This is a genomic window from Candidatus Polarisedimenticolaceae bacterium (genome assembly GCA_036376135.1).
In the GTDB taxonomy this organism is placed as follows: domain Bacteria; phylum Acidobacteriota; class Polarisedimenticolia; order Polarisedimenticolales; family DASRJG01; genus DASVAW01.
Genome location: DASVAW010000097.1, coordinates 1 through 23,376, shown reverse-complemented (window position 1 = coordinate 23,376; position 23,376 = coordinate 1). Strand labels below are relative to the sequence as shown.

Below are 23,376 nucleotides of genomic sequence, written 5' to 3'. Positions count from 1 at the left end.
CCTCGCGTCGTCGATCGAGACCCCGCCCTGGGCGATGGTGCGCCCCGCGTCGCTGTTGGATTTCGCGAGGCCGCAGTCGACGAGGAGCTTGGGCAGGAAGACCTCCCCCGCCGCGACCCGGAACTCGGGCATCTCCGACGGGGCCTCCTTGGCCTTGAAGATCCGCTCGAACTCCTCTCGCGCCGCCTTCGCCGCCGCCTCCCCGTGGAAGTCGGTGATGATCCGCATCGCGAGCCCTTCCTTCGCCTTCTTGGGATGGAGGGTCTTGTCCTTCACGAGGGCCTTCATCTGCTCGATGCCGTCCGTCGAGAGGCTCGTGCAGAGCAGGTAGTACTTCCACATCAGCTCGTCGGTGATCGAGAGGATCTTCCCGAAGATCTGATTCGGGTCCTCCTCCACGCCGACGTAGTTCCCGAGCGACTTCGACATCTTCTCGACGCCGTCGAGCCCCTCCAGCAGCGGGAGGGTCATCACGACCTGCGGCTCGAGGCCGTACTCGGGCATGAGGTCGCGGCCGACGTTGAGGTTGAACAGCTGGTCGGTCCCGCCGAGCTCGACGTCGGCCTTCAGCGCGACGGAGTCGTACGCCTGCGCGAGCGGGTAGAGGAACTCGTGGATCGAGATCGTCACGCCCTTCTGGTAGCGCTCCTTGAAGTCCTTCCGCTCGAGCATCCGCGCGACGTTGTACTTCGCCGCCAGGCGGACGAACCCTTCGCTCCCCAGGGCGCCGAGCCACTCGCTGTTGAAGCGGATCTCCGTCCGCTCCGGGTCGAGCACCTTGAAGCACTGGCGCTTGTAGGTCTCCGCGTTCTCCGCGATCTGCTCCCGCGTCAGCGGCGGCCGCGTCTTCGAGCGCCCGGTGGGGTCCCCGATCAGGCCGGTGAAGTCGCCGATCAGGAAGATCACCCGGTGCCCGAGATCCTGGAACTGGCGCATCTTGCGCAGCAGCACGGTGTGCCCGAGGTGGATGTCCGGGGCCGTCGGGTCGAAGCCGACCTTCACGGTGAGGGGGGTCCCCCGCGCGAGCTTGCGTTTGAGCTCGTCGGCGGTCGTCAGGTCGACGATCCCGCGGGTCAGGAGATCGAACTGGTGGGAGGCGGGGACGGGTTCGGACATCGGCTTCCTCGGCGAAAGGGGGCGGATTGTAGCCTGCCCTCGCCGCCGCTCGCCGATCCGGGGAGCCGCTCGGCGACTCCCGACCGCCGCTCCGGCCCCCCTCCCCCTACAATTCCGCGATGCGCGACGCGTTTCGGTCCCCCTACCTCCGCGCCCAGGTGGTCGGCTGGTCGCTCTTCGCGACCCTGAGGTTCGCGGGGATCCTCGCCGAGAAGTCGCTCGACGCGGCCTGCGAGACGCTCCCCCACCTGCTCCTGAAGACCTCGATCGCCTGCGCGGCCAGTTTCGCCCTCGGCGCGATCTACCGCCGCGGGCTTCAGCCCCGCGGGTCCCTGCGCGCCGCCGCGACGCTGATCGTGCCCTCGTGCCTGATCGCGGGGGTGGCGGTCGAGCTCTCCTACCAGTGGATCGGCGTGCTTGCGTTCCCCGACGAGCCGGTCGTTTATCTCCCGAAGGAGATGGTGAACCAGGCGGTCCTGATGCTCGCCTGGAGCGCGCTGTGGGTGGGACTGTCGTGGCGGCGGGACCTCGAGCGGGAACGTGAACACGCCCTTCGCGCCGACGCGCTCGCGGCCGAGGCCCGCCTTCAGATGCTCCGTTATCAGGTGAACCCGCATTTTCTCTTCAACGCCCTGAACGCGGTGCGGGCCCTCGTGGAGATCGATCCGCCCGGGGCGCGCAGGATGATCACCCAGCTGGCGGAGTTCTTCCGTTATTCGCTCCTGCACACCGGGACCCCCTGGGCCCGCCTCGGCGACGAGATCGACGCCGTCCGCAACTACCTCGCGATCCAGGCGACGCGATTCGCCGACCGGCTCGCGACGTCCATCGACGTGCCGCCCGGGGCGAACGACCTTCGGGTCCCGGCGTTCGTGATCCACGCCCTGGTCGAGAACGCCATCAAGTACGGGATGGAGACGAGCCCGATGCCCCTCGCGGTGCACGTCGGCGTGGAGCGGCGCGAGGGGTGGCTCGAGGTCACGGTGGAGAACACCGGGCGCTGGGTGGCGACGGCCTCCCCCGGGCACGGAACGGGGACGGGGCTCGCCAACGTCCGGCACCGACTCGAGCTGCTGCTCCCCGGACGCTACCGGTTCGAGACCGCCGAGCGCCACGGCCGCGTCCGCGCGACCCTCGAGATCCCCGCGGAGCGCGCCGAATGACCCCGCTGCGCGCGCTGATCGTCGACGACGAGCCCCTCGCGCGCGCGGAGCTGCGACGCCTGCTCGCCTGCCACCCGGAGATCGACGTCGAGGCGGAGGCGGGCGACGTCGCGGAGGCCGAACGCGCCGTCGCGGCCCTCGACCCGGACGTCGTGTTCCTGGACATCCAGATGCCCGGGGGCACCGGGTTCGACCTCCTGGAGCGGCGACGACCGCGCGGCCGCGTGATCTTCGTGACCGCCTACGACGCCCACGCCCTCCGGGCCTTCGAGGTGAACGCGCTCGACTACCTGCTCAAGCCGGTGAACCCGGAGCGCCTGGCCGACGCCCTCTCGAGGCTGACCGAACCACGGGGGACCGGCGCGCCCATGCGGCTCGCCCCCGACGACCATCTCTGGGTCGCGGGCGAGCGCGGCGCGCGGTTCGTCAAGGTCCGGGACATCGCCGGCATCACGGGAGCCGGGGACTACACCGAGGTCGTCACCGCGGACGGGCGGCGCTCGCTGGTGCTGCGCCCCCTCAAGGACTGGGAGCGCCGACTCCCGGAGGGACTGTTCGTCCGGGTCCACCGGGGGACGATCGTCAACCTCGAGCGCGTGGACCGGATCGAACGCGACGGCGAGGAGTCGTGGCGCGTGTGGCTGCGCGGGATCGACCGCGCGGTGCCGATGAGCCGCCGCCACGCCGCCCGGCTGCGCGTGCGTCTGGGCTGAGGCGCCGCTGGGCGCCTCCTTCCGCCGCCCGGCGGATCGCCGGCGCTGCCCGTCGAACGACCGACGGAATCCGCCCGCCGCCTCCGTAGGGTCCCTGCGTGACCCGTGGAGGCCCCATGCCCATCACGACCCTGCTGCTCGCCGGCGCGCTCGAGGCGCTCGTCTCCGATCTCGAATCCCGCTCGCCCACGTTGGCGGCCCTCGCGTCCACCGCCCGGGCGCTCCCGAACGCGCGGCTGGAATACGCGATGGCGCCGCCGCGTCCGGGACGGCGCGCCCACGCGAACCTCCGCATCTTCCGGCCGGCTCACCCCTCGCGCGCCTTCTGCGACGCGGCGCTCGACGCGCGGATCGTGCTCCCGCCCGCGCGCACCGCCGACGAGCAGGCCGCGCTCCTCGCGCACGAGCTCAGCCACCTCCTCGACGTCTACGCGGGGCTCCCCCCGGATGACGGCGCCTCGGAGGCCCGGGCGCAGGCGGTCGAGCGGAGGGTCCGCGCCGAGGCGCGCGGCGCGCGCGCAGCGGCGCCGGACGAGCTCACCACGCGCCTCGCTCGCGCAGGCTCGTGTATCCCGGCCCCGCGACGATGAGGTGGTCGTAGAGCTCGATCCCGAGCAGGGCCCCGGCGCGCTGCACCCCTCGCGTGAACTCGACGTCCTCCGTGGAAGGCTCGAGGCACCCGCTCGGGTGATTGTGCGCGAGAACCACCGCGAGGGCCCCGTGCACGATCGCGGGGTGGAAGATCTCCCGCGGCGCCGTGCGCGTCACGTTGAGGGACCCGAGCGAGACGACCTCGCGGTGGATCAGTCCGTTCTGCGCGTCGAGGTAGAGGGCGACGAGGCGCTCCCGGCGCGCCTTGGCCAGCCCCGCCACGACCCGGTAGACCTCGGCCGGGCGCGTGAGGCGGGGCCGCTCCCGGAGGGGCTCGGGGCCGTACACGCGACGGCCCAGCTCCAGCGCCGCCGCCAGGCGCTCCGCCCGGGCGCGTCCCAGCCCCGGGGCGATCGCGAGCACCTCGACGGGAAGCGCCGCGAGCCCGCGCAGGCTCTCGCGCCTGAGGAGCGACGAGGCGGCGCGCCGGGACGGCTCGCCGCCGCCGAATAGGCGCGCGAGCAGGTCCGCGCTCGACGCGCGGCCCGCGTCGAGCCGGCCGGTCCGGCGACGCGGCGGAACGGGGAACGCGCGGACGGAGGCGAAGGAATCGGGATCGAAGGCCACGGGGCCCTCTCCTTGGGGAGGCGGCGGGACCGGGACGGGCTTCAGACGGTCGAGGTCGCGAGGATGCGCACGCGCCTCCCCTCGATCCTCAGGCGGTTCGCGGCGAACAGGTGCACGGCCTCGGGGTAGATCCGATGCTCCTCGGCCAGGATCCGTGCGGACAGGGTGTCGACGGTGTCGTCGTCGAGGACCGGCACCGCCGCCTGGAGGACGATGGGCCCGTGATCGAGCTCCTCGTCGACGAAGTGCACGGTGCATCCCGCGACCTTGACCCCGTGCTCGAGCGCCTGGCGCTGCGCGTCGAGCCCGGGAAACGCGGGGAGCAGCGCGGGGTGCACGTTGAGGATCCGGCCGGAGTACTCCCGCACGATCCAGGGGGACAGGCGCCGCATGTACCCCGCGAGGCAGACGAGGTCGGCCCCGTGGGCCCGGAGGACCTCCACGACGCGACGCTCGTGCGCCTCGCGCGGGCGGATCCCGCGGTGGTCGAGCACCTCGGTCGCGATCCCCCAGCCCCGCGCGCGGTCGAGTGCCGCGGCGCCGGGGACGTTGGAGACGACGACCGCGGGGTCGGCCGCGACGCGGCCGGCGCGCATCGCCTCGACGATCGCGGCCATGTTCGATCCGCGCCCCGAGACGAGGAACGCCACCCGCGTCCTAGGCATAGCGCACCCGCCCGTCGCCGGCCTCGATCGCGCCGATGCGCCGGTGTCGCTCGCCCGCGCGGTCGAGGTCGGCCTCGACGGCCGCCGCGTCCTCGGGGGCGACGACGACGACCATGCCCACGCCCATGTTGAACGCGCGGTACATCTCGTCGTCGGCGATGCGGCCGTGCCGCTGCAGGAAGCCGTAGACCGGGAGGACCGGCCAGCTCCCGAGGTCGATCCGCGCTCCGGTCCCCTGCGGCAGGATCCGGGGCAGGTTGTCGGTCAGGCCGCCGCCGGTGATGTGGGCGAGCCCGCGCACGAGCCCGGCGTCGAGGCACGGCGCGAGCGGGGCGAGGTACGACCGGTGCTCGGCGAGGAGCACCTCCGCGACCGTGCCGCCGAGCTCCTCGACGCGGTCGTGGATCTTCAGCCCCGCGACGTCGAAGAAGACCTTCCGCGCGAGCGAATACCCGTTCGTGTGCAGGCCCGCGGCGGGAAGGCCGAGCAACACGTCCCCCGGCCGGATGCGGCTCCCGTCGACGACCTTCGGCCGGTCGACCATGCCGACGATGAAACCGGCGACGTCGTATTCGCCGTCCGCGTAGAAGCCGGGCATCTCGGCCGTTTCCCCGCCGAGCAGGGCGCAGCCGTTCTCCTTGCAGCCGCGCGCGATCCCCGAGACGACGGCGGCGAGCACGGAGGGCTCGAGCCGGCCGGTCGCGACGTAGTCGAGGAAGAAGAGCGGGCGGGCCCCCTGGACGAGGATGTCGTTCACGCAGTGGTTGACGAGATCGCGCCCGACGGTGTCGTGTCGGCCGGCGAGAAAGGCCACCTTGAGCTTGGTGCCGACGCCGTCCGCCGAGGCGACCAGGACCGGCCGCTCCATCCCGGCGACGTCGGGGGCGAACATCCCGCCGAACGAACCCAGGTCGGTGAGCACGCCGGGGGTGCGCGTGTCCTTGAGCATCGCCTTGATGCGGCGCAACGCCTCGTCCTGGGCGTCGATGTCGACCCCCGCGGCGCGATACGTCAGCCCCTGCTCCGGCGTCTTGTCCGTCGACATCGTTCGGCTCCTGGAGGACGGGGATTCTAGGATCGAAACCGCCGGTCGCGACCCCGGCCGGCCCGCTTCGGGTTTCCGGAAGACAACCTCACCGCTGCGACTTGTCGAACAACTTCAGCTGCGGCGCCTCGCCGGGGGGAAGCGGCACGGGATGGCGTCCCGTCCAGCAGGCCGTGCAGAACGAGGCGTCGTCTCCCTCGAGGCAGGCCATCAGGCCGTCGAGGCTGAGGTAGCCGAGCGAATCCGCGCCGATGAACGCGCGGATCTCCTCGACCGAGTGCCGGGCCGCGATGAGCTCGTCCTGTCGCGGCGTGTCGATCCCGTAGTAGCAGGGACCGACCGTCGGCGGACAGGAGATCCGGACGTGAACGGCCTTCGCCCCCGCGTCGCGGCACATCTGGACGATCTTGCGGCTCGTCGTCCCACGGACGATCGAGTCGTCGATGAGGGCGACCCGCTTCCCCTCGAGCGCCTCCCGCACCGGGTTGAGCTTGACCCGCACCCCGAAGTTGCGGATCTGCTGGCTCGGCTGGATGAAGGTGCGGCCGACGTAGTGGTTTCGGACGAGCCCCGTCTCGAAGGGGAGCTTCGCCGCGGTCGCGTACCCCAGCGCCGCGACGACCCCCGAGTCCGGGACCGGGACGACGATGTCCGCGTCCGCCGGGTGCTCCTTCCAGAGCTGAGCGCCCATCCGACGCCGGGTCGCCTGTACCGGTCGCCCGAAGACGACGCTGTCCGGCCGCGAGAAATAGACGTGCTCGAAGGCGCACCCCGCGGGGCGCGAAGGGGGGAGCGGCCGGAAGGAATGCGCGCCGGCGACGTCGATCACCAGCACCTCCCCGCGGTCGAGCTCGCGGACGAACTCGGCGCCGAGGAGGTCGAGGGCGCAGGTCTCGCTCGTGACCACGAAGGCGCCGTCCACCTTCCCCAGCACCAGCGGCCGGAAGCCGAGCGGATCGCGGACGGCGATCAGACGGCCGGGAACGAGGAACACCAGCGAATACGCCCCGCGCACCTGGCGGACGGCGTGGACGATCGCGTCCACGACGTCGGGCTCGCGCGAGCGGGCGATGAGATGGAGGAGCACCTCCGTGTCGGTCGTCGTCTGGAAGATCGCCCCGTCGGCCTCGAGCTCGGACTTGAGCTGCGAGGCGTCCACGAGGTTGCCGTTGTGCCCGACGGCGATCGGGCCGCGGTGGTGCTGCATGAGGAACGGCTGCGCGTTGGCGGGGTTCGAGTCCCCCGCGGTCGAGTACCGGACGTGACCGATCGCGTGCGGCCCCGGCAGGGCCTCCATGACCTCGCGCGAGAAGATGTCGGAAACGTACCCCATGCCGCCGCGGCGGTGGAGGACGCGACCGTCGGCGGTCACGATCCCGCCCGACTCCTGTCCGCGATGCTGCAGGGCGTAGAGTCCCAGATACGCGAGCTTCGCGGCCTCAGGATGACCGAAGACGCCGACGATGCCGCACATGGCGGGATTATAGCGACTCGCCCAAGGCGTCCGGCCCGCCGAAGACCCGCTCGTAGATCGCGTCCACGTGCCGGAGCGTCCGGGCGGGGTCGAAACAGGCGTCGAGCTCGGCTTTCGGGAGCGCGGCGGCGAGCTCGGCGTCGGAGGCCAGAAGGTCCCGGAAGCTCCCCTCCCCCGCCCAGACCTTCATCGCGTTGCGCTGGACGATCGCGTAGGCGGCCTCGCGGGTCAGCCCGGCCCTCGCGAGGGCGAGCAGCACCGTCTGCGAGAAGACGAGCCCCTTCATCCGATCGAGGTTCTCGAGCATCCGGTCCGGATAGACGAGAAGGCCGTCGAGGATCCCGTTGAGGCGATGGAGCATGAAATGGCACAGCGTGGTCGCGTCGGGGAGGATCACCCGCTCCACGGACGAGTGCGAGATGTCCCGCTCGTGCCACAGCGCCACGTCCTCGAGGGAGGCCTGCGCGTAGGCCCGGACCAGCCGGGCGAGCCCGGTCAGGTTCTCGGTCCCGATCGGGTTGCGCTTGTGCGGCATCGCCGAGGAGCCCTTCTGCCCCTTGGAGAACGGCTCCTCGACCTCCCGCACGTCGGTGCGCTGGAGGTGGCGGATCTCGACGGCGATCCGCTCGAGCGACGACGCGAGGACCGCGAGGGCGGAGAGGCAGGCGGCATGGCGGTCGCGCGGAACCACCTGGGTCGCGATCGTCTCGGGCTCGAGGCCGAGGCGCTCCATGACCTCGGCCTCGACGGTCGGGTCGAGGTGGGCGTACGTGCCGACGGCCCCGGACAACTTCCCGCGGCGCACCTCGTCGCGCGCGCGCGTGAGCCGCTCGCGGTTCCGGCGCGCCTCGGCGAACCAGCCGGCGAACTTGAGACCCAGCGTGTACGGCTCGGCGTGGATGCCGTGCGTCCGCCCCACCATCACCGTCCCGCGGTGCGCGAACGCCTGACGGCGCAGCGTGTCCATGAACCGGTCGAGGCTCTGGAGGATCAGGTCCATCGCCCGCACGAGAAGGAGCGCCTGCGCCGTGTCCACGACGTCGGAGGAGGTCAGGCCGTAGTGCACGTGCCGCGAGGCCGGGCCGATGCGCTCCGCGACGCTCGTCAGGAAGGCGATGACGTCGTGCTTGACCTCGGCCTCGATCGTCTCGATGCGCGCGACGTCGAACCCCGCCTTCCGGCGGATGATCTCCATGTCCTCCGCGGGCACCACGCCCCGCGCCGCCAGGGTCTCGCTGGCCGCGAGCTCCACCTCGAGCCAGGCGCGGTATTTGTTCTCGTCGGACCACAGGGCCCGCATCTCGGGGCGGGTGTAGCGATCGATCATCGGGGACTCCTCACAACACGACGGCCGGGGTGGGCTTGCGCCGATCCGCCACGCGCATGTCGAAGCGCCGGAGGCCGCGGTCGGAGAGGGCGCGCGCGACGGCCTCGCGAGCCTTCCCCGGCTCGTTGTTCTTCTCGGAGAGGTGCGCGAGCACGACCGCCCGGCAGCGGTCGTCGGCGGCTGCGGAGAGAAGCCCCGCCGCCTCCTCGTTGGACAGGTGCCCCATCCGGCCGCCCACGCGCTGCTTCAGGTGCCAGGGGTACGGCCCCGCCACGAGCATCCGGTCGTCGTGGTTCGCCTCCACCATGAGGACGTCGCAGCCGCGGAGGCGCTCGACGACGAGGGTGGTGGCGTGCCCGAGATCGGTCGCGATGCCGACGCGGATCCCCTCCGCCTCGAGGACGAACCCGACGGGGTTCACGGCGTCGTGCGGCACGGTGAAGGCGCGGACGCGAACCGTCTCGATCTCGAACGACGCGCCGGGCTCGAACGGGAGGAAGCGGGCCAGGTGCGTCGGGGAGAGATTGAGGGCCTCGAGCGCCTCGGGGGTCGTCGCGACGGGGACGCGATGGCGGAAGGAGAAACGCTCGAGCCCCTGCGCGTGATCGTGATGCTCGTGGGTCAGGAGGATCGCGGCGATGGACGTCGGCGCGATGCCGAGCGCCTCGAGCCGCCGGACGAGTCCGAGCGACGAGACGCCGGCGTCGACGAGGATCCGCGTGTTCCCGAACTCGACGAGGGTGGCGTTCCCCGAGGAACCGCTCGCGAGGGGAACGACGCGCACCGCCACCGTCAGGCCCCCCCGGTGTGGCCGAATCCTCCGGCCCCCCGCCCGCTGTCGGCGAGGGACTCGACCTCCTCCCAGACGATCTCCGGAAGCCGATGCACCACGAGCTGCGCGATCCGGTCGCCGCGCCGGATGGGAAACGGGGCGTCGCCGTGGTTGACGACGACGACGCCGACCTCCCCGCGGTAGTCCGCGTCGATCGTCCCCGGAGCGTTGAGCATCGTGACGCCGTGCCGGAGGGCGAGGCCGCTGCGGGGCCGGACCTGGGCCTCGAATCCCTCGGGGAGCTCGATCGCGATGCCGGTCGGCACGAGCAGGCGTCCCCCCGGGGGAACGAGCACGTCGTCGTCGACCCGTGCCCGGAGGTCGAATCCGGCGGCGTGCGCGGTCGCACGCTCCGGAAGCGGGAGGTCGCGTCCCTCCGGGAGCCTGAGGATGCGCACCCGCGCGGGCGGGGTCACGGCCGCAGCGCCTCGGGGCGAAGCCCGAGCTTCCGCGTGCGTCCCACCGCGGCGAGCGCCGGGCTCGCGCCTTCGAAGAGCTCGCGCGCGGTGCGGTGGACCGCTTCGGGGGTGACCTTCGCGATCCCCGCGAGCGCCTCGTCGATGCCGTAGCGCCGCCGCCGGTAGATCTCCTGCCGCGCGAGGTTGGACATGCGGCTCGAGGTCGACTCCAGCGAGAGCATCAGCGACCCCTTGAGGTGCTCGCGCGCGACCCGCACCTCCTCGGCGCCGGGGCCCTTCTCCCGCAGCTGCCGCAGCTCGCCCACGACCAGGCCCAGGACCTCCCGGGCCGTCGCGGGGCTCGTCGCCGCGTAGACGACCATCAACCCCGTGTCCGCGAACGTGTTCACCGCGCTGTAGACGCTGTAGGCGAGCCCGCGCTCCTCGCGGATCTTCTGGAACAGGCGCGAGGACATCGTCCCGCCCAGGAGCGCGTTGAGCACGAACAGCGGGTAGCGACGCTCCTTCCCTTCGGCGAACGACGGGAGACCGAGCAGCAGGTGCATCTGTTCGAGCTGGGGCTTCTCCCGGACGACGATCCCGCCCCGGGGGCGCGGCGGCCGCGTCGCGGCGATCGACCCCGCCCCGCGGGGGATCTCGCCGAACGCCTTGCGGGCGCGTCGCGCCAGGTCGTCGTGGCGCAGGTTCCCCGCCGCGACGATCAGCATGTTGCGCGGGCGATACGCCTCCCGGAAGAAGTCGAGGACCCGCGCCCGGCTCATCGCCCCCACCGTTCCCTCGGTCCCCTGGATGGGGCGGCCGAGCGGGTGCGACGGCCAGAAGTGCTCCGAGAAGAGGTCGTAGACGAGCTCCTCGGCGGCGTCCTCGACCATCCGGATCTCCTCGACGATCACCTTCCGCTCGCGCTCGAGCTCTTCGGCGTCGAAGCGCGGGTGACGGACGATGTCCGAGAGGAGGTCGACGGCGTCCCCCAGGTGCTCGTCGAGGACCTTGGCGTAGAAGCAGGTGTATTCCTTCGAGGTGAAGGCGTCCATCTGCCCGCCGATCGAGTCGACCGCGAGGGCGATGTCGCGAGCGGTGCGCTGCTCGGTCCCCTTGAAGACCAGGTGCTCGATGAAATGCGAGATGCCGTTCAGGCGCGCGGGCTCGTGGCGGCTTCCGCGACGCAGCCACACTCCCAGCGACACGGAGCGCACGTGCGGCATCGACTCGGTGAGCAGCGTGATCCCGTTGGGGAGGACCTGGCGGCGGATCGAGGAGGCGTGGACGTTGCGGGGCATGGCGCCTTTCCGGGAGAAGGCGCGGAGTATAACAACGCTACGGCTGCTGCGCCCCGCCGCTGCGGAATCCCGGCGTCCCCCGCTGGCGCCCTCCGGGACCGGGTTGCCCGGGCTGCCCCGGTTGCCCGGGTTGTCCGGGCGCGGCCCCCGGCGGCGCCTCCAGGTCGAACACGGTGAACTGCCACTCCGAGTACTGGTCCTTCTCCCGGTAGTGTCGGAACGGCGTCCCCGTCGCCAGCGAACGGACCCCCGCGAGCGGCAGCCCTGCGAGGGTCGCGCCCCCGGCGTGCTCGTCGGTCCCGGCGATCCGGGTGAGTCCCGGACGCTGGAGCGCGTTCGGATCGTCGGACCCCACGCCGAGCATCGACTCGGCGTCTGGGGCGGTCGCGAGGTTCGGATCGACGACCCCGCCCCCCGGCCCCGAGTAGAGCATTCCCCACTTGCCGTCCTTCACGAGCGGGTCTTTGTACAGCTGGCGGAGGAAGTACTGCCCCTTGCTCCCGGGCTCGATGAGCTGCTTGAACTCGGTCGGCAGAGAGCCCCGGTCCCGCCGGTACTTGCGGATCCCCCGCGAGATCTCCTCGCCGCGGAAGATCATCTCGGCTTCCTTGTCGCGACGGAGGACGTCCGCCCACTCCTGGACGGCGATCGCGGAGAAGATCGCGGCGATGGCGATCGCCGCCATGACCGCCGCCAGGATGCTCCCACGATCGGACGGAGGCGTGCGCACTTCCGGCTCCCGGCTACTGCGTCGGCACGAGTTCGACGACCACCGTGACCGAGTCGGACGGGGAGACCTTCGCGCACTCCCAGTCGCCCGTGGAGTCGTTGAACACGCCGGTCCCCTTGTCCTTCACGTTGAGCGTCGCGGTGTACGTCTGCGTCGACAGCCCCACGACGTACGTGCACACCGCCTTGGACCCGTCGGGAGGCTGCTCCGCGGCCACGCGGTTGTTCCCGCAGTTCCAGACCCAGTCGGCGATGCCGACCTGGTCGGGATCGGTCGACAACGTGCCGTCGAGCTGGATGTTGAACTGCTGACCCGTGAGCCCGGAGACGCGGATGGTGTCCCCCGAGATCACGGCGACGGGGTCCTTGTTGTCGGTGCAGACGACGCGGACGATCTTGTAGACGAACGGCGTCGACGAGGGATACGCGATCTCGTCCCCGGCCGCGTACTGCGCGGGGGCCAGCGGATCGTCGGTGACCTGGAGCGAGCCCGCGAGGTCCTGCACGTTGGCGAAGATCCGGTTGAAGCTGTTCGCCGCCGGCCCCTCGATCACGAGAGGGTTCACGCCGGGGTCGTCGGGGTTGTTCGAGGTCACCGTCCACCGGTACATCGTGATCGGGTCGTCCTCGGGGTCCACGGAGGCCGTCCCGTCGAAGACGACCTGCTTGCCGACGCCCTGCTGATCGCGCGGGGCGATCACGACCACCCCCTGAGGCGGCCGGTTGGCGGTCAGGATCTGGCGCTTCACGGCGACCTTCGCGTTGATCGCGGCGGAGGCGGCCGTCACCTCGACCTCGCTGGCGTCGGTCGTCCGCAGGGTCAACGTGTCCAGGGCGATGCCGTTGGCATCGGTTTTCTTCACGGCGTTGGCCGACGCGAGCGTGCCGCCCGTCGTCGTGAACGAGACCGAGATCCCCTCCTGCGGCTTCCCGTCGGCGTCGAAGATCTGCGCGCTGATCTGCGACGTCCCCGAGGACTGCGGCACGACGTTCCCCGAGCCGGGCGGGTCCTCGACGGTCGTGCTCGGATCGATCACCACGGTCGAGGGGTTCGCCCGCACGATGACCGAACCGTCCGAGGGGGCGGTGAGTCCCGAGTCCTCGCAGCCGGCGAGCGCCAGCGCGAAGACCGCGACGAGGAGGACGAGGAGGGGGCGATTGCGATGCATGGTCGGTCTCCTGCTCACCATTCGGAATAACTCGTGCCGTCGGTCGCGGTCCCTTCGGCCCCGGAGCGGACGTCGGCGATCCCGGGCTCCTGGGAGGCGTCCTCCTCGCCCAGCTCCGCCGCCTCGGTCACCCAGGTGTCACTGCTCTGCGTGATCGGATCGACCGGGATCGCGCGGAGGTAGTGTTCGGACACGAGGGCCTCGAGGTCGCTCGGGTATTTCCCCTTGTCGGCGAAATAGTTGTTGATCTGCGTGCGCATCGTGTAGAGGCTCGAGCGCAGCGTCGACTCCCGCGCCTTGATGATGCTGCGCCGGTACTGGCCCACGGCGATCGTCGCGAGGATCCCGATGAGGGCCGCGACGATCATCATCTCCATGAGCGTGAAGCCGCGTTCCCCGTGGCGGGGGTGCTTACCATTCCGCATAGGGCGTCCCATCGAGGGCTTTGGCCTCGCTCTTGGAATGTACGTCGAAGATGTTGATGCCGTCCGAGAAGCTCGCCCCGGGCCGGTCCCGGCTCGAGCGTGTCGCCCAATCGCCGTCTCCGGTCATCGGATCCCGGGGAAGTCGCCGGAGGTACTTCAGTTTCGTCCCCTTGGCGTCGCCGATGTCGAACCCCTCGTAGAGCTGCTCGAGCTTCTCCGGGTATCCCTCTTCATTGACGCCGTTGAGCTTCTGCTTCATTCCGGGAAAACGCTCCGTGTCGGCCTGGAAGGCGTCGATCGCGGTGCGGATCTCGCGGAGCGCGCGGCGCAGCTCGAGCTCCTTGTGCCGCCGCACGAGCGTGCGGGCCACCGGGACCGCGGCGGTGGCGAGGATCGAGAGGATCGCCGCCGTGGCGATCAACTCGACCAGCGTCAGTCCGCGCTCGCGCGTGCGCGCCATGAACATGGTCTAGGGCTCCACCGCGACCGGCGCGGAGAGAAAACTCGCCGGGAGGTTGCGGGCCTGCGGGTCCTTCACGCTCGCCCCGGTGAAGGAGAACCCGCAGTCGCCGGGGTTGATCGCCTGGAACTGGAAGGTCGCGATCGTCCCCGACCCGGAAACGCCGGAGCCTCCGCCCAGGCGCGAGGCGCCGACCACCACGTCGCCTCCTCCCTGCGTGGGCGTCGCGAGGAACACGGTGTTGGTCCCGTCGCTGGAGAGGAACGGCCCCTCGAGCGCGGGCCCCACGAACTCGAGGACCTGCCGGTTGTACTGGAGGTGGAACGGCACGGAACCGACGTTCCCGGCGTTGTCCACCCGGACCTCGACGATCACGCGATCGCCGACCCGGAAGCTCGGCGACGACGGGACGAGACGCACCACCGCCGGCCCCTGCGGCTGATCGGGGCGTTCGCCCCCCGAAGGCTCGGGACTCTCGTCCACGGGCGGCGGCTCCTCGACGGGCGGGTTCTCGACCTCCCCGCCCTCCCCCGGGACCGGCACCGGCACGGGAACGCCGGGCGTCTCCGCGCCGCCTCCGGTCGGCGGCGGGGTCGGCGCGGGCGAAGGGGTCGACGGCGTCGGGGTGGCCGGGGCGGGCGTCGGCGTGTACCCGGTCGGGGTCGGGAGGCTCGGCTCCCCGCCGATCGGGATCGGGGGCGCCTCGGAGGCGGGTTGCCCCTCGTCCTCCGCGAACGGCGAGACCCCGAGCACGCCGCGAACCGGGCCGCGCAGGCGCATGTTCTCGTCGGTTCCCACCCAGAGCGTCTGCAGGTCGTCCTCGGTGATGTCCGGGATCCGGATGATGTACGGCGTGAGGGTGAGGACGATGTCGGTCTCGTTGGTGTCGATCTTGGTGTTCGAGAGCACCCGTCCGATCCCCGGGGTGTCCATCAGTCCGGGGACGCCGGTCCTCAACTCGGTCTCCTCCCGACGGATCAGGCCGGCGAGGAGGTTCGTCTCCCCGTCGCGCAGGCGGATGACCGTCTCGATCTCGCGCGTGCCGATGATCGGCTGATCGACCCCGCCGCCCGCCGAGACCGACCCGGCGAGCTGGCTGACCTCGACCTTGACCTTGAGCGTGACCTCCTTGTTGTGGTGCACGCGCGGCTCGAGCTGGACCGTGATCCCGACGTTCTGGTACGTGAACGAGGTGATCGGGACGATGTTCCCGCCCACCGTCTGCGAGGTGTTGAACGAGGTCGTCGGGATCGGGACGCGGTCGCCGATCAGGATCGAGGCCTTCTCCCCCTCGCTCACGCGCAGCTGGGGCTTGGCGATCGTCTTGGAGTCGCCGTCGCTCTTGAGGAAGTTGATCACCACGCTCGGGATCGGGCCGACGGTCCAGTTCCCCTGCTGCCGGAGGGTGCTCAGGTTGTTGAGCGGGACCGAGGACTTCCCGTCGAGGAAGGTCAGCGAGAGGCTCTTCGAGCTGAGGTCGATCCCGAGGTTCTGGATGATCTTGCGGTTGATCTCGAGCAGCTCGACGTCGATGATGATCTCGCCCTTCGACTTGTCGTTCGCCTCGACGATCTTCTCGGCGATGGCGACCTTGTCGGGCGTCTCCTTGATCGAGATCGAGTTCAGCCCGTCGTTCTCGGCGATCTGGCGCGCGTTGAGGAGCGTGCGCAGCACGGAGACGATCGTCTTGGTCTCCGCGTTCGAGAGGTAGAAGGTCCGGATGACCTGGTCCTCGAGCTCCTGGCGCTTCTGGCGCTGGTCGGGAGCGATGAGCAGCGTGCTCTCGTCGATCACCTTGTAGAAGTTCTTGGTCTGCAGCATCAGGATGTCGAGGGCCTTCTCGACGGTGACGTTGCCGACGTCGATCGTCAGCGGCTTCTGCAGGTCGGTCTTCTCGTCGTAGATGAAGTTGATCTGGGAGGCCTTGGAGAGCGCCTCGAAGATCTTGCCGACGGGTTGATCGCGGAACTGGAGCAGGATCGCGACGTTGGATTTCGGGTTGAGGCGCGGGGGTGCGAGCTGGTCGCGCCGCGCCTTGTCCTTGAGCCGCTGCAGCTCGCTCGGCCCCTCCTGGCGACGGCGTAGCTGGACCGTCGCCCGCTCGAGCTCCGTCGCGGCGTGCTGGTTGCCGGGATTGAGAAGCAGGGTCTGCTGGTACTCGGCGACCGCGAGCTCCCACTGCGAGGAGGCGGCGTAGCGCTTGCCCTTCTCGAAGTGCTGCGCGGAGGACTTGAGCTTCGCCCGTTCGAGGGCGACGTTGTAGCGCGTGTTCCCCGGATCGAGGGCGAGCGCCTTCGAATAGCCGAGGACCGCGCGGTCCCAGTTGCCGCGCTTCGCATCGAGCTCCGCGTCGCGGTAGGCGCTCTGCGCCGCACAGCCGGCCGCGGCCACGATCAGCAGCGTCGCCAACGCGAGCTTCCAAGCCTTCTGGTGGATCACGTCGTCCCCCGTCCCTTCAGCGCCGCTTCATGGGGAGTTCCTTGGTCTTGTTCCGGAACTCCGTCCGCGTGTACCCGATGATCGCCGCGTCGTGCTTGAGCTCGACGAGCCTGAACTGGTCGCGCACCGTCTCGCCCACCCGGGCGATCACGATGTCCTTGCCTTCCTCGAACACCCCGATCTTCGCGTCCTTCGGGCCGAGCAGGCCGATGTACTGGAACGGGATCGCGGGGGGCACGGGCTCCGGAGGAGGAGGAGGGGGCTTCGGGTTGCGCAGCTCCTCCTCGCGTTGTCTGGCGAGCGCGAGCTCGCGTTCCTTCGCGAGGCGCGCCTCTTCCTCCTGCTGCTTTTTCAGCGCGAGCTGTCGCTGTCGCTCCAGCTCCTGCTGGCGGCGGACCTCCGCCGGCGACGGCGGCCTCGCCTCGAACTTGAAGAGATCCCGCATGCCGCCCTCGGCGGTCGGCTCCGCGTGGGCCAGAAGGTCCATGCGGATCACGGGAGCGTTGCGCCGCGCCGCCTCCTTCGCCGCGGCGGCGGCGGCCGCGGAGGGCCCGGGCTCCTCCCCTCCCTGGTTCATCCACACCCAGATCGCGACGGCGGACAACACGCCGAGCAGGATCCACTCGCGTTTCTCGAGCTTGCGGGCCATCAGGACTTCCGGGCCGCGCGGCGGAGCGGCTCGCGAAAGAGGTCGGGGAGGTCGAAGTAGGTCGCGAGGGTGATGCGCAGCTCCAGGCGATCCTCGCCGCCCTTGTCCCCCGATCCGAGCGACACCTTCTCGATCACGAGGAACCGCGGGGAGCTCTCCACGGCCTGGATGAACTTGCGCAGGTTGCGGTAGCCGCCCCGGAGGGGCACGACCATCCCGAACCGATCGACCCCCTGGTCCTTGAGGATGTCGTTCTCGAAGCGGATCTCCTCGAAGTCGACGCCGAACTGCCCCGCCAGCTTTTCGATCTCGAGCTGGGTCTCGATCATGCGCCGGTCGCGGGTCGACAGGATGTCGCTGCGCAGCTTGGCGAGGTCGGTCTCGGCCTGCTGCAGCTTCCCGAGGAACCCTTCGGTCCCCTCGACGAACTGCCGGCGCCGCTTGAGCTCGTTGAGGCGCGGCTCGCTGTCGCGGCGGAGCCCCTCCAGGCGCGCACCCTGCGGCTGCAGCACCGCGAGGGTGAAGACGACGTTCGCCACCAGGAGCACGCCGCAGGCGATCAGCGCGTTGGGCGCGATCTCGCGGACATCGAAGCGGCGGCGGCGGCGGGCGCTCACGGCTTCTCCTCCTCGGGCTCGGGCGCGGGAGCCGGGGCGGGTTCCCGGCCGGGCGGAGGCACCCCCTCCGCCTCCGCCTCGGCGACGGCCTCGAGCACGGCGGGGAGCTCGAGCTGCTCGGAACCCTCCAGCCGACCCTCGGGGTCGTACAGGAAATCGAGATCGAACTCGAGGTCCGCGCCGCCCTTCCGGTCGAGCCGTTCGGGCTGCACGCGGGCGAAGTGGCGGTCGAGCAGGAGGGCGCGCTGGAACTCGAGGAACGCCTCGATGCTCTGCGCGCGCCCCTCGACGCTGATCTTGACCGTCCCCTCCAGATCGCCGCGTTTGTCGGCGCCGCGGATCGCGTCGCCGACGGTGTAGGCGGGCCGGATCTCGACCATCTTCACTTCGTAGGGCTGAAGGCGCTCCAGCTGGTTGAACAGCCGCGTCCACGACAGCCCGCGCCGGGAGAGGACCTCGTTGGCGAGCCCCGCCTGGCGGTTGAGCGCGCGCTCGTCGTACTCCGCGATCGCCTGCTCGGCCTTCTGCAGGCGCATCCCCAGATCGCTCGTGTCCCGGTCGGCCCCGCTCAGGCGCGCCTCGAGGGCGCCGATCTCGGTGCGACGCTCGAGCCACGTCGTCGTCGTCCAGGTCGTGAAGGCCGCGGCCGCGCAGACGGCGAGCCCGAGCCCGAGCCAGACGGGGGCGTTGTTCCGGAAGGGGCGGGACGCGAGGTTGAGATCGAGCGGCCTCATGCCGCCCTCCCCGCCGCCGCGCCCACGCACGGCGCCACGCGCTGTGCCACGTCGGCGTCGAGGCGGAGGCCGGCGCCCAGGCCCAGCGCGGCCGACGGATCGACGCGCTCGATGCGACCGATCCCCTGCCGCTCAAGGATCTCGGCGATCTCGTCGTGCGGAGCGGAGACCGTCCGCACGAACGCCGTCCCCAGATCGACGCCCGCGAGCTTGTCCTGGTAATACGAGATCGAGGTCGCGAGCTCCCGCGCGAGCGGGGTCCCGCCGGGCGCGGGGGGCGCGTCCTCCTCGGCGCTCGCGTACGACTTGCAGCGGAAGAAGACGATGCGGCCGCCGCGGACGATCACGAGCGAGAAATACCCCTTCGCGGCGTTCACGAGCGCGGCGTCGGAGCCGCCGCGCGTCGCCTCGTCGAGATCCCGGCGGCAGAGGTTGACCAGGGCCGGGGTGCAGAGATCGACGAGCCCCGGAACGGCCCCCGCCTTCTCGAGCGCGGCCTCGTATTGCTCGACGACCGAGCGCAGCATCACCGCCGCGAGCACCGAGACCTCGCCCGGCGACTCGTGGAGCAGCTGGAAGGAGACCGCCGCCTCGTCGAGGCGGAACGGGACGGACCGGCGGAGCTTGAACCGGAGCACCTCTTCCAGCTGCTTGCGGCCCGGGGGCTTCTCGGGAAGGGTGACGATCGAGATCTTCGCGAGGTTGTCGGGGAGGACGAGGGAGACGCGACCGGGCTTCGTCCCGGTCTTCTCGAACAGCTCCTTGAGGCGGGCGGCGGTCTCGTCGGGAGCGGCGAGATTCGGGCGGAAGATCGACGCCCCGACGACGTCGTCCGGAATCTCCCGGAAGCCGTGCGCCTCGAGCGCGCCTCCGCCCCGGCGGCGGCGCATGCGCACGAGCACCGCCTCGCCGCGATCGATCTCGACCGCGAGCGGCGGGTAGCTCGGGCGCCACTCCAGGAGCCGCTCGAGGTCGAGGCGCTTGGCGGCCAGGGCGAGTCCGGACAGCGTTTTCATGCGGAGCGCGTTCCCCTCAATCGACGAACGTGACCTTGTTGATCTCGTGGAGGCTGGTCTTCCCGTTGAAGACCTTCGCCAGGGCGGCCTCGCGGAGGAAGGTCATGCCCTCCTCCTTGGCGGCGCGCTTGATGTCCGCCGACGGCCGGCGCTGCAGGATCATCTCGCGGATGCGATCGGACATGTCGAGGAGCTCGGCGATCGCCGTGCGGCCCCGGTATCCGGTGCCGTTGCAGTCGATGCAGCCGCGCCCCTCGTAGAACGTGTAGTCGGCGTGGCGGGCCGGGTCGAGGCCGGAGTCCAGCAGCTGCTGGCGCGTCGCCTTCACCGGCTTGCGGCAGGACGCGCAGATCAGGCGCACCAGGCGCTGCGCGAGGATGCAGTTCAGCGCCGACACGAAGTTGTACGGCTCGACGCCCATGTTCAGGAAGCGCCCGAGGACGTCGACGACGTTGTTCGCGTGGACCGTCGTGAAGACGAGGTGGCCCGTGAGCGCCGACTGGATCGCGATCTGCGCGGTCTCGGCGTCGCGGATCTCGCCGACCATCACCTTGTCGGGGTCGTGGCGCAGGATCGAGCGCAGGCCGCGGGCGAAGGTGAGACCCTTCTTCTCGTTCACCGGGATCTGCGTGATCCCCGGGAGCTGGTACTCCACGGGATCCTCGATCGTGATGATCTTGTCCTCCTCGTTCTTGATCTCCGAGATCGCCGCGTAGAGGGTCGTCGTCTTGCCGGACCCCGTGGGCCCCGTGACGAGCACCATCCCGTACGGCTCCTTGATGAACCGCCGCAGGCGCTGCAGGTCCCGGTCCTCGAACCCGCAGACCTCGAGGCTGAGCGAGGCGAACTCGCGGTTGGTCGACTCCTTGTCGAGGATGCGGATGACGCAGTCCTCGCCGTGCACGCTCGGCATGATCGACACGCGGAAATCGATCGTGCGCCCCTTGATCCGGAGCTTGAAGCGGCCGTCCTGCGGCACGCGCTTCTCGGAGATGTCGAGCTCGGACATGACCTTGATGCGCGAGATGATCGTCGAGTGGAACTTCTTGTCGATCGGCTCCATCGCCTGGTAGAGGACGCCGTCGATGCGGTACTTGATGACGACTTCCTTGTCGCGGGTCTCGATGTGGATGTCCGACGCCCGCCGCTGCAGCGCGTTGAAGAGCGTCGAGTCGACCAGCTTGATGATCGGGGACTGGTCGGAGGTCAGCCGGTCGATCGTGAGGGTCTCTTCCCCCGTCTCCTCGTCCTCGCGGACGATCTGGACGCGGAACTCCTCGGTGGCCTCCTCCAGGACGCGCTGGGACGACTCGGACTTCTTCAGGATCTCCTGGATCGCGGTGGGGGTCCCGACGGCCACCTCGATCGAGCTGCCGAGCAGCAGCTCGAGCTCGTCGATCATCAGGACGTCGGTCGGGTCGGCCACGACGATCTGCAGCCCCAACGAGGTCCTGTGCCGCGGGACGAAGTTGTAGCGGAACATCAGGTCGACCGGGATCTCCCGGAACAGCTCGGGGTCGATCTCGAAGTTGTCGAGGTCGACGAACTCGATCGAGAGCCGCTCCGCCAGGCGGCGGGCCTGGTACTCCTCGGAGAGGACGTCCCCGCCCGACCCGTCCGGGGCGATGCGCGTCGGCTCGGCCATCAGAATTTCGCTCCGCCCCCCGCCGCCTGGAGCAACGGGAGATAGACGGCCATGAGCATCCCGGCCACCACCGCGGCCATGAACACGAGCATGATCGGCTCGACGAAGGTGATCAGCCGGTTCAGCCGGAAGTCGATCTCCTCCTCCGTGAACGACGAGGCGTAGTCGAGCATCTCGACGAGCGCGCCGGTGGACTCCCCGACCTTGATCATCTCGATCGAGATGTCCGAGACCAGCTTCGTGCGCTCCAGGGACTCCCAGAGCGCCTGTCCCTCGCGGACGGACTGGGTCACGCCCTGCAGCCGCTCCTCCATGTAGGAGTTCCCCACGGCCCGCGCCGCGAGCTCGAGTGCGGTCACGAGGGGGATGCCCCCGGCGACGAGCGTTCCGAGGGTGCGCGTGAACCGGTTCTGCGCGTAGTCGTGGATGACCCGGCCGATCAGCGGGATCCGGAACTTGATGCGGTCGAACGCCAGCCTTCCGGATTCGCTGCGGATCCAGGTGACCGTCGTCCCGGCCGCGACGACGGCGACCCCCACGATCATCCACCAGTTGGCCACGGCGTAGTTGGCGCCCTCCATGATCCAGACGGTGACCATGGGGAGGTCGACGTTGAGCTCCTTCAGGAAGCTCGAGAACTGCGGGATGACGTAGAAGACCATCACGCCGACGAGCACGAGCGCCAGCGTGAGCAGGATCGCGGGGTAGGTCGCCGCGGAGATCAGCTTCTTGCGGACCGCGAGGACGCTCCGGGTGTAGGCGATGTAGCGCGCGAGGACCGAAGGCAGCTCCCCCGAGCGCTCGCCCGACGCCAGCGACGACCAGTAAAGACGCGGGAAGAGCTCGCCCTGCGCCTGGAAGGCCTGCGAGAGGGCCTCGCCCGACTTGACCCGTTCGCGCACGTCGACGAGCGCCTTGCGGAACACGGGGTTCTTGCGACGCTCGATCAAGATGTCGAGGCTGGCCAGGATCGGCAGGCCCGCCCGGAGCAGCGCGGAGAACTCCTGGTTGAAGAACAGGAACTCCTGCGGGCTGACCTTCGGCTTCATCGAGAACGTCGAAACCAGTCCCGCGAACAGGGCGTTCCGCCGTCGCAGCGCGAGCAGGAGGTAGTCCTTCTCCTCCAGCTCGCGACGGAGCGACGCCTCGTCGGCGGATTCGAGGACCCGCTCGACGATCTCCCCCGTGGGGAGCGCCATGCGACAGACGAACTCGGGCACCGTTACCTCGGCTTCGCCTGCAGCGAGACGAACAAGGCCCGCCTCGACTCGGGGTTCTGCGCCGCGCCCACCACGACCGACCGGCCCGCGACGAGCGCCACGTCGGCGCGCCACACGACCTGGACCGACTCGGTGCCGTCCGCGGCGCGCGTGCGCCGCTCGAGGGTGAACCCGCGCAGCTTCAGCGCGCCGTCGGCGCCCGAGACCGCCTCGACGGTCCACGACGCCCGGTACCCGTCCTCGAGCTCGACCTCGACCCGCGACCCCTCCGCGGACGCGACCGACCGGCCGCCCAGCGACTTGTAGGTGTTCCACTTGGTGAAGTCCGCGAGCGTCTCGGCGACCCCGCGCACGTCGCGGGACAACCCTTCCACGGGAGCCGTCCGGCCGGCTTCCTGCTCGCGGCGATCGGTCCCGAGGAACAGGGCCAGGGTCACGTCGACGGTCCGCGGGGGGAGGTCGAAGCTGGCGATCAGGGCGGGGATGCGCTCGTGCACCGACGGGCGGTCGACCACGGTGATCCGCATCAGCCGCGACTGGAAGGACACCTGGCCGTCGGCGCTGAGCACCGGGGCGACGATCTCCGCGACGTCCGCCGGGCTGCGGAATCGGACTTCGTACGCCTTCGCGACGAGCGCCTCCGCGGCGTCCGCCGGCGGCGCGAAGGGGATCGACGCGACGAGGACCCATGCCAGGCGACCGATGCGGCTCACAGCTTCAACTCCGGGTCGAAGATCATGACGACCTGCGTTCCCCCGACGGTGAGGTCGATGACCTGCGCTTCGGGAGCGGGCTCGACGAGCGTCACCCCGGCCCGGTCGGCGTCGGCGACGGCCACGGCCGCGTCCGCGGTCGGCGGCGTCGGATGCGGCGTGCGGACGAGCAGGAGGGCGCAGGCCGCGACGGCGACCGCGGCGGCGAGCCTCGCCACGGCGGGTGGAAGGCCTCGCTCGCGAAGCGCCTCCGCCCAGGACGGCCGGGGATCGCCGAGGCGGCGCGCGACCCCTTCGGAGACGGCGTC

General features: G+C 70.6%; 25 protein-coding genes. 3 read left to right on the top strand and 22 right to left on the bottom strand.

All coding sequences use genetic code 11. The features are described 5' to 3' along the window. Nucleotides 1-1,116 (bottom strand): tyrosine--tRNA ligase (tyrS, locus tag VF139_09875; protein ID HEX6851701.1); only part of this gene is annotated, 1,116 nt, incomplete at its 3' end. Between the two features lie 119 nt (nt 1,117-1,235). Between tyrS and VF139_09870 the strand changes: the two genes are divergently transcribed. The 3 genes from VF139_09870 (at nt 1,236) to VF139_09860 (ending at nt 3,582) form a co-directional block, all read left to right on the top strand. After that, complete coding sequence (locus VF139_09870) at nt 1,236-2,279, top strand: histidine kinase (GenBank protein ID HEX6851700.1); 1,044 nt, start codon at nt 1,236-1,238, stop codon at nt 2,277-2,279. Beyond that, the gene (locus VF139_09865; GenBank protein ID HEX6851699.1) at nt 2,276-2,992 is read left to right on the top strand and encodes a LytTR family DNA-binding domain-containing protein; all 717 of its coding nucleotides are present in this window, start codon (nt 2,276-2,278) and stop codon (nt 2,990-2,992) included. The genes VF139_09870 and VF139_09865 overlap by 4 nt, the downstream gene beginning before the upstream one ends. 116 nt (nt 2,993-3,108) lie before the next feature. Beyond that, the gene (locus VF139_09860) at nt 3,109-3,582 is read left to right on the top strand and encodes a hypothetical protein (protein HEX6851698.1); all 474 of its coding nucleotides are present in this window, start codon (nt 3,109-3,111) and stop codon (nt 3,580-3,582) included. On the opposite strand, the gene radC is transcribed toward VF139_09860, so the two are convergent. From radC to VF139_09755, 21 genes are all read right to left on the bottom strand, one after another. Then, nucleotides 3,530-4,210, bottom strand: coding sequence for a DNA repair protein RadC (gene radC, locus VF139_09855; protein HEX6851697.1), 681 nt, complete (start codon nt 4,208-4,210; stop codon nt 3,530-3,532). The two genes, VF139_09860 and radC, sit on opposite strands and share 53 nt — an antisense overlap. Nucleotides 4,211-4,251: 41 nt before the next feature. Then, on the bottom strand, nt 4,252-4,860 hold the full coding sequence (purN, locus tag VF139_09850; protein HEX6851696.1) for a phosphoribosylglycinamide formyltransferase: 609 nt from the start codon (nt 4,858-4,860) through the stop codon (nt 4,252-4,254). A 7-nt stretch (nt 4,861-4,867) separates the two neighbouring features. Beyond that, a complete protein-coding gene (purM, locus tag VF139_09845) occupies nt 4,868-5,920 on the bottom strand; it encodes a phosphoribosylformylglycinamidine cyclo-ligase (GenBank protein ID HEX6851695.1) in 1,053 nt (350 codons plus the stop codon). 88 nt (nt 5,921-6,008) lie between these two features. Beyond that, entirely contained in the window at nt 6,009-7,394 is a 1,386-nt protein-coding gene (purF, locus tag VF139_09840) for an amidophosphoribosyltransferase (GenBank protein HEX6851694.1), read from the bottom strand. A gap of 7 nt (nt 7,395-7,401) precedes the next feature. After that, the gene (gene purB / locus VF139_09835; GenBank protein HEX6851693.1) at nt 7,402-8,721 is read right to left on the bottom strand and encodes an adenylosuccinate lyase; all 1,320 of its coding nucleotides are present in this window, start codon (nt 8,719-8,721) and stop codon (nt 7,402-7,404) included. Nucleotides 8,722-8,731: 10 nt separating this feature from the next. Next, nucleotides 8,732-9,511: an MBL fold metallo-hydrolase gene (locus tag VF139_09830; GenBank protein ID HEX6851692.1), complete on the bottom strand. Its 780-nt coding sequence runs from the start codon at nt 9,509-9,511 to the stop codon at nt 8,732-8,734. 2 nt (nt 9,512-9,513) lie between these two features. Continuing rightward, nucleotides 9,514-9,969 (bottom strand): dUTP diphosphatase, encoded by a 456-nt coding sequence (gene dut, locus VF139_09825; protein ID HEX6851691.1) that lies wholly within the window; start codon nt 9,967-9,969, stop codon nt 9,514-9,516. Then, entirely contained in the window at nt 9,966-11,252 is a 1,287-nt protein-coding gene (locus VF139_09820; GenBank protein HEX6851690.1) for a pitrilysin family protein, read from the bottom strand. The genes dut and VF139_09820 overlap by 4 nt, the downstream gene beginning before the upstream one ends. A gap of 37 nt (nt 11,253-11,289) precedes the next feature. After that, complete coding sequence (locus VF139_09815) at nt 11,290-11,937, bottom strand: hypothetical protein (protein ID HEX6851689.1); 648 nt, start codon at nt 11,935-11,937, stop codon at nt 11,290-11,292. Nucleotides 11,938-11,995: 58 nt separating this feature from the next. After that, nucleotides 11,996-13,150, bottom strand: a complete 1,155-nt coding sequence (locus tag VF139_09810) for a hypothetical protein (GenBank protein ID HEX6851688.1) — start codon at nt 13,148-13,150, stop codon at nt 11,996-11,998. Nucleotides 13,151-13,164: 14 nt separating this feature from the next. Next, nucleotides 13,165-13,575 carry a prepilin-type N-terminal cleavage/methylation domain-containing protein gene (locus tag VF139_09805; protein ID HEX6851687.1) on the bottom strand — a complete coding sequence of 137 codons (411 nt, stop codon included), beginning with the start codon at nt 13,573-13,575 and terminating at the stop codon, nt 13,165-13,167. Next, entirely contained in the window at nt 13,562-14,035 is a 474-nt protein-coding gene (locus VF139_09800) for a type II secretion system protein (GenBank protein ID HEX6851686.1), read from the bottom strand. Before VF139_09800 ends, VF139_09805 begins: the two co-directional genes overlap by 14 nt. 9 nt (nt 14,036-14,044) lie before the next feature. Continuing rightward, nucleotides 14,045-16,474 (bottom strand): cohesin domain-containing protein, encoded by a 2,430-nt coding sequence (locus VF139_09795; protein ID HEX6851685.1) that lies wholly within the window; start codon nt 16,472-16,474, stop codon nt 14,045-14,047. Nucleotides 16,475-16,490: 16 nt separating this feature from the next. Next, entirely contained in the window at nt 16,491-17,123 is a 633-nt protein-coding gene (locus VF139_09790; GenBank protein HEX6851684.1) for a hypothetical protein, read from the bottom strand. After that, nucleotides 17,123-17,740 (bottom strand): type 4a pilus biogenesis protein PilO, encoded by a 618-nt coding sequence (gene pilO, locus VF139_09785; GenBank protein HEX6851683.1) that lies wholly within the window; start codon nt 17,738-17,740, stop codon nt 17,123-17,125. Before pilO ends, VF139_09790 begins: the two co-directional genes overlap by 1 nt. Further along, complete coding sequence (locus VF139_09780) at nt 17,737-18,474, bottom strand: hypothetical protein (GenBank protein ID HEX6851682.1); 738 nt, start codon at nt 18,472-18,474, stop codon at nt 17,737-17,739. The genes pilO and VF139_09780 overlap by 4 nt, the downstream gene beginning before the upstream one ends. Beyond that, nucleotides 18,471-19,490: a pilus assembly protein PilM gene (pilM, locus tag VF139_09775; protein ID HEX6851681.1), complete on the bottom strand. Its 1,020-nt coding sequence runs from the start codon at nt 19,488-19,490 to the stop codon at nt 18,471-18,473. Before pilM ends, VF139_09780 begins: the two co-directional genes overlap by 4 nt. Nucleotides 19,491-19,506: 16 nt before the next feature. Continuing rightward, a complete protein-coding gene (locus VF139_09770) occupies nt 19,507-21,135 on the bottom strand; it encodes a GspE/PulE family protein (protein HEX6851680.1) in 1,629 nt (542 codons plus the stop codon). After that, nucleotides 21,135-22,355 (bottom strand): type II secretion system F family protein, encoded by a 1,221-nt coding sequence (locus tag VF139_09765; GenBank protein HEX6851679.1) that lies wholly within the window; start codon nt 22,353-22,355, stop codon nt 21,135-21,137. The genes VF139_09770 and VF139_09765 overlap by 1 nt, the downstream gene beginning before the upstream one ends. 2 nt (nt 22,356-22,357) lie before the next feature. Further along, complete coding sequence (locus VF139_09760; protein ID HEX6851678.1) at nt 22,358-23,068, bottom strand: hypothetical protein; 711 nt, start codon at nt 23,066-23,068, stop codon at nt 22,358-22,360. Then, the coding region (locus VF139_09755; GenBank protein ID HEX6851677.1) for a hypothetical protein at nt 23,065-23,376 on the bottom strand (312 nt) is incomplete at its 5' end. The genes VF139_09755 and VF139_09760, both read right to left, overlap by 4 nt.

Coding starts and splice junctions, on each gene's coding strand:
- VF139_09810 (HEX6851688.1), bottom strand. CDS start 13,150: ATGCATCGCAATCGCCCCCTCCTCGTCCTCCTCGTCGCGGTCTTCGCG.
- VF139_09815 (HEX6851689.1), bottom strand. CDS start 11,937: ATGGCGGCGATCGCCATCGCCGCGATCTTCTCCGCGATCGCCGTCCAG.
- purM (HEX6851695.1), bottom strand. CDS start 5,920: ATGTCGACGGACAAGACGCCGGAGCAGGGGCTGACGTATCGCGCCGCG.
- purB (HEX6851693.1), bottom strand. CDS start 8,721: ATGATCGATCGCTACACCCGCCCCGAGATGCGGGCCCTGTGGTCCGAC.
- VF139_09805 (HEX6851687.1), bottom strand. CDS start 13,575: ATGCGGAATGGTAAGCACCCCCGCCACGGGGAACGCGGCTTCACGCTC.
- VF139_09790 (HEX6851684.1), bottom strand. CDS start 17,123: ATGGCCCGCAAGCTCGAGAAACGCGAGTGGATCCTGCTCGGCGTGTTG.
- VF139_09820 (HEX6851690.1), bottom strand. CDS start 11,252: ATGCCCCGCAACGTCCACGCCTCCTCGATCCGCCGCCAGGTCCTCCCC.
- VF139_09780 (HEX6851682.1), bottom strand. CDS start 18,474: ATGAGGCCGCTCGATCTCAACCTCGCGTCCCGCCCCTTCCGGAACAAC.
- purF (HEX6851694.1), bottom strand. CDS start 7,394: ATGTGCGGCATCGTCGGCGTCTTCGGTCATCCTGAGGCCGCGAAGCTC.
- VF139_09860 (HEX6851698.1), top strand. CDS start 3,109: ATGCCCATCACGACCCTGCTGCTCGCCGGCGCGCTCGAGGCGCTCGTC.
- VF139_09770 (HEX6851680.1), bottom strand. CDS start 21,135: ATGGCCGAGCCGACGCGCATCGCCCCGGACGGGTCGGGCGGGGACGTC.
- VF139_09800 (HEX6851686.1), bottom strand. CDS start 14,035: ATGGCGCGCACGCGCGAGCGCGGACTGACGCTGGTCGAGTTGATCGCC.
- VF139_09870 (HEX6851700.1), top strand. CDS start 1,236: ATGCGCGACGCGTTTCGGTCCCCCTACCTCCGCGCCCAGGTGGTCGGC.
- pilM (HEX6851681.1), bottom strand. CDS start 19,490: ATGAAAACGCTGTCCGGACTCGCCCTGGCCGCCAAGCGCCTCGACCTC.
- VF139_09865 (HEX6851699.1), top strand. CDS start 2,276: ATGACCCCGCTGCGCGCGCTGATCGTCGACGACGAGCCCCTCGCGCGC.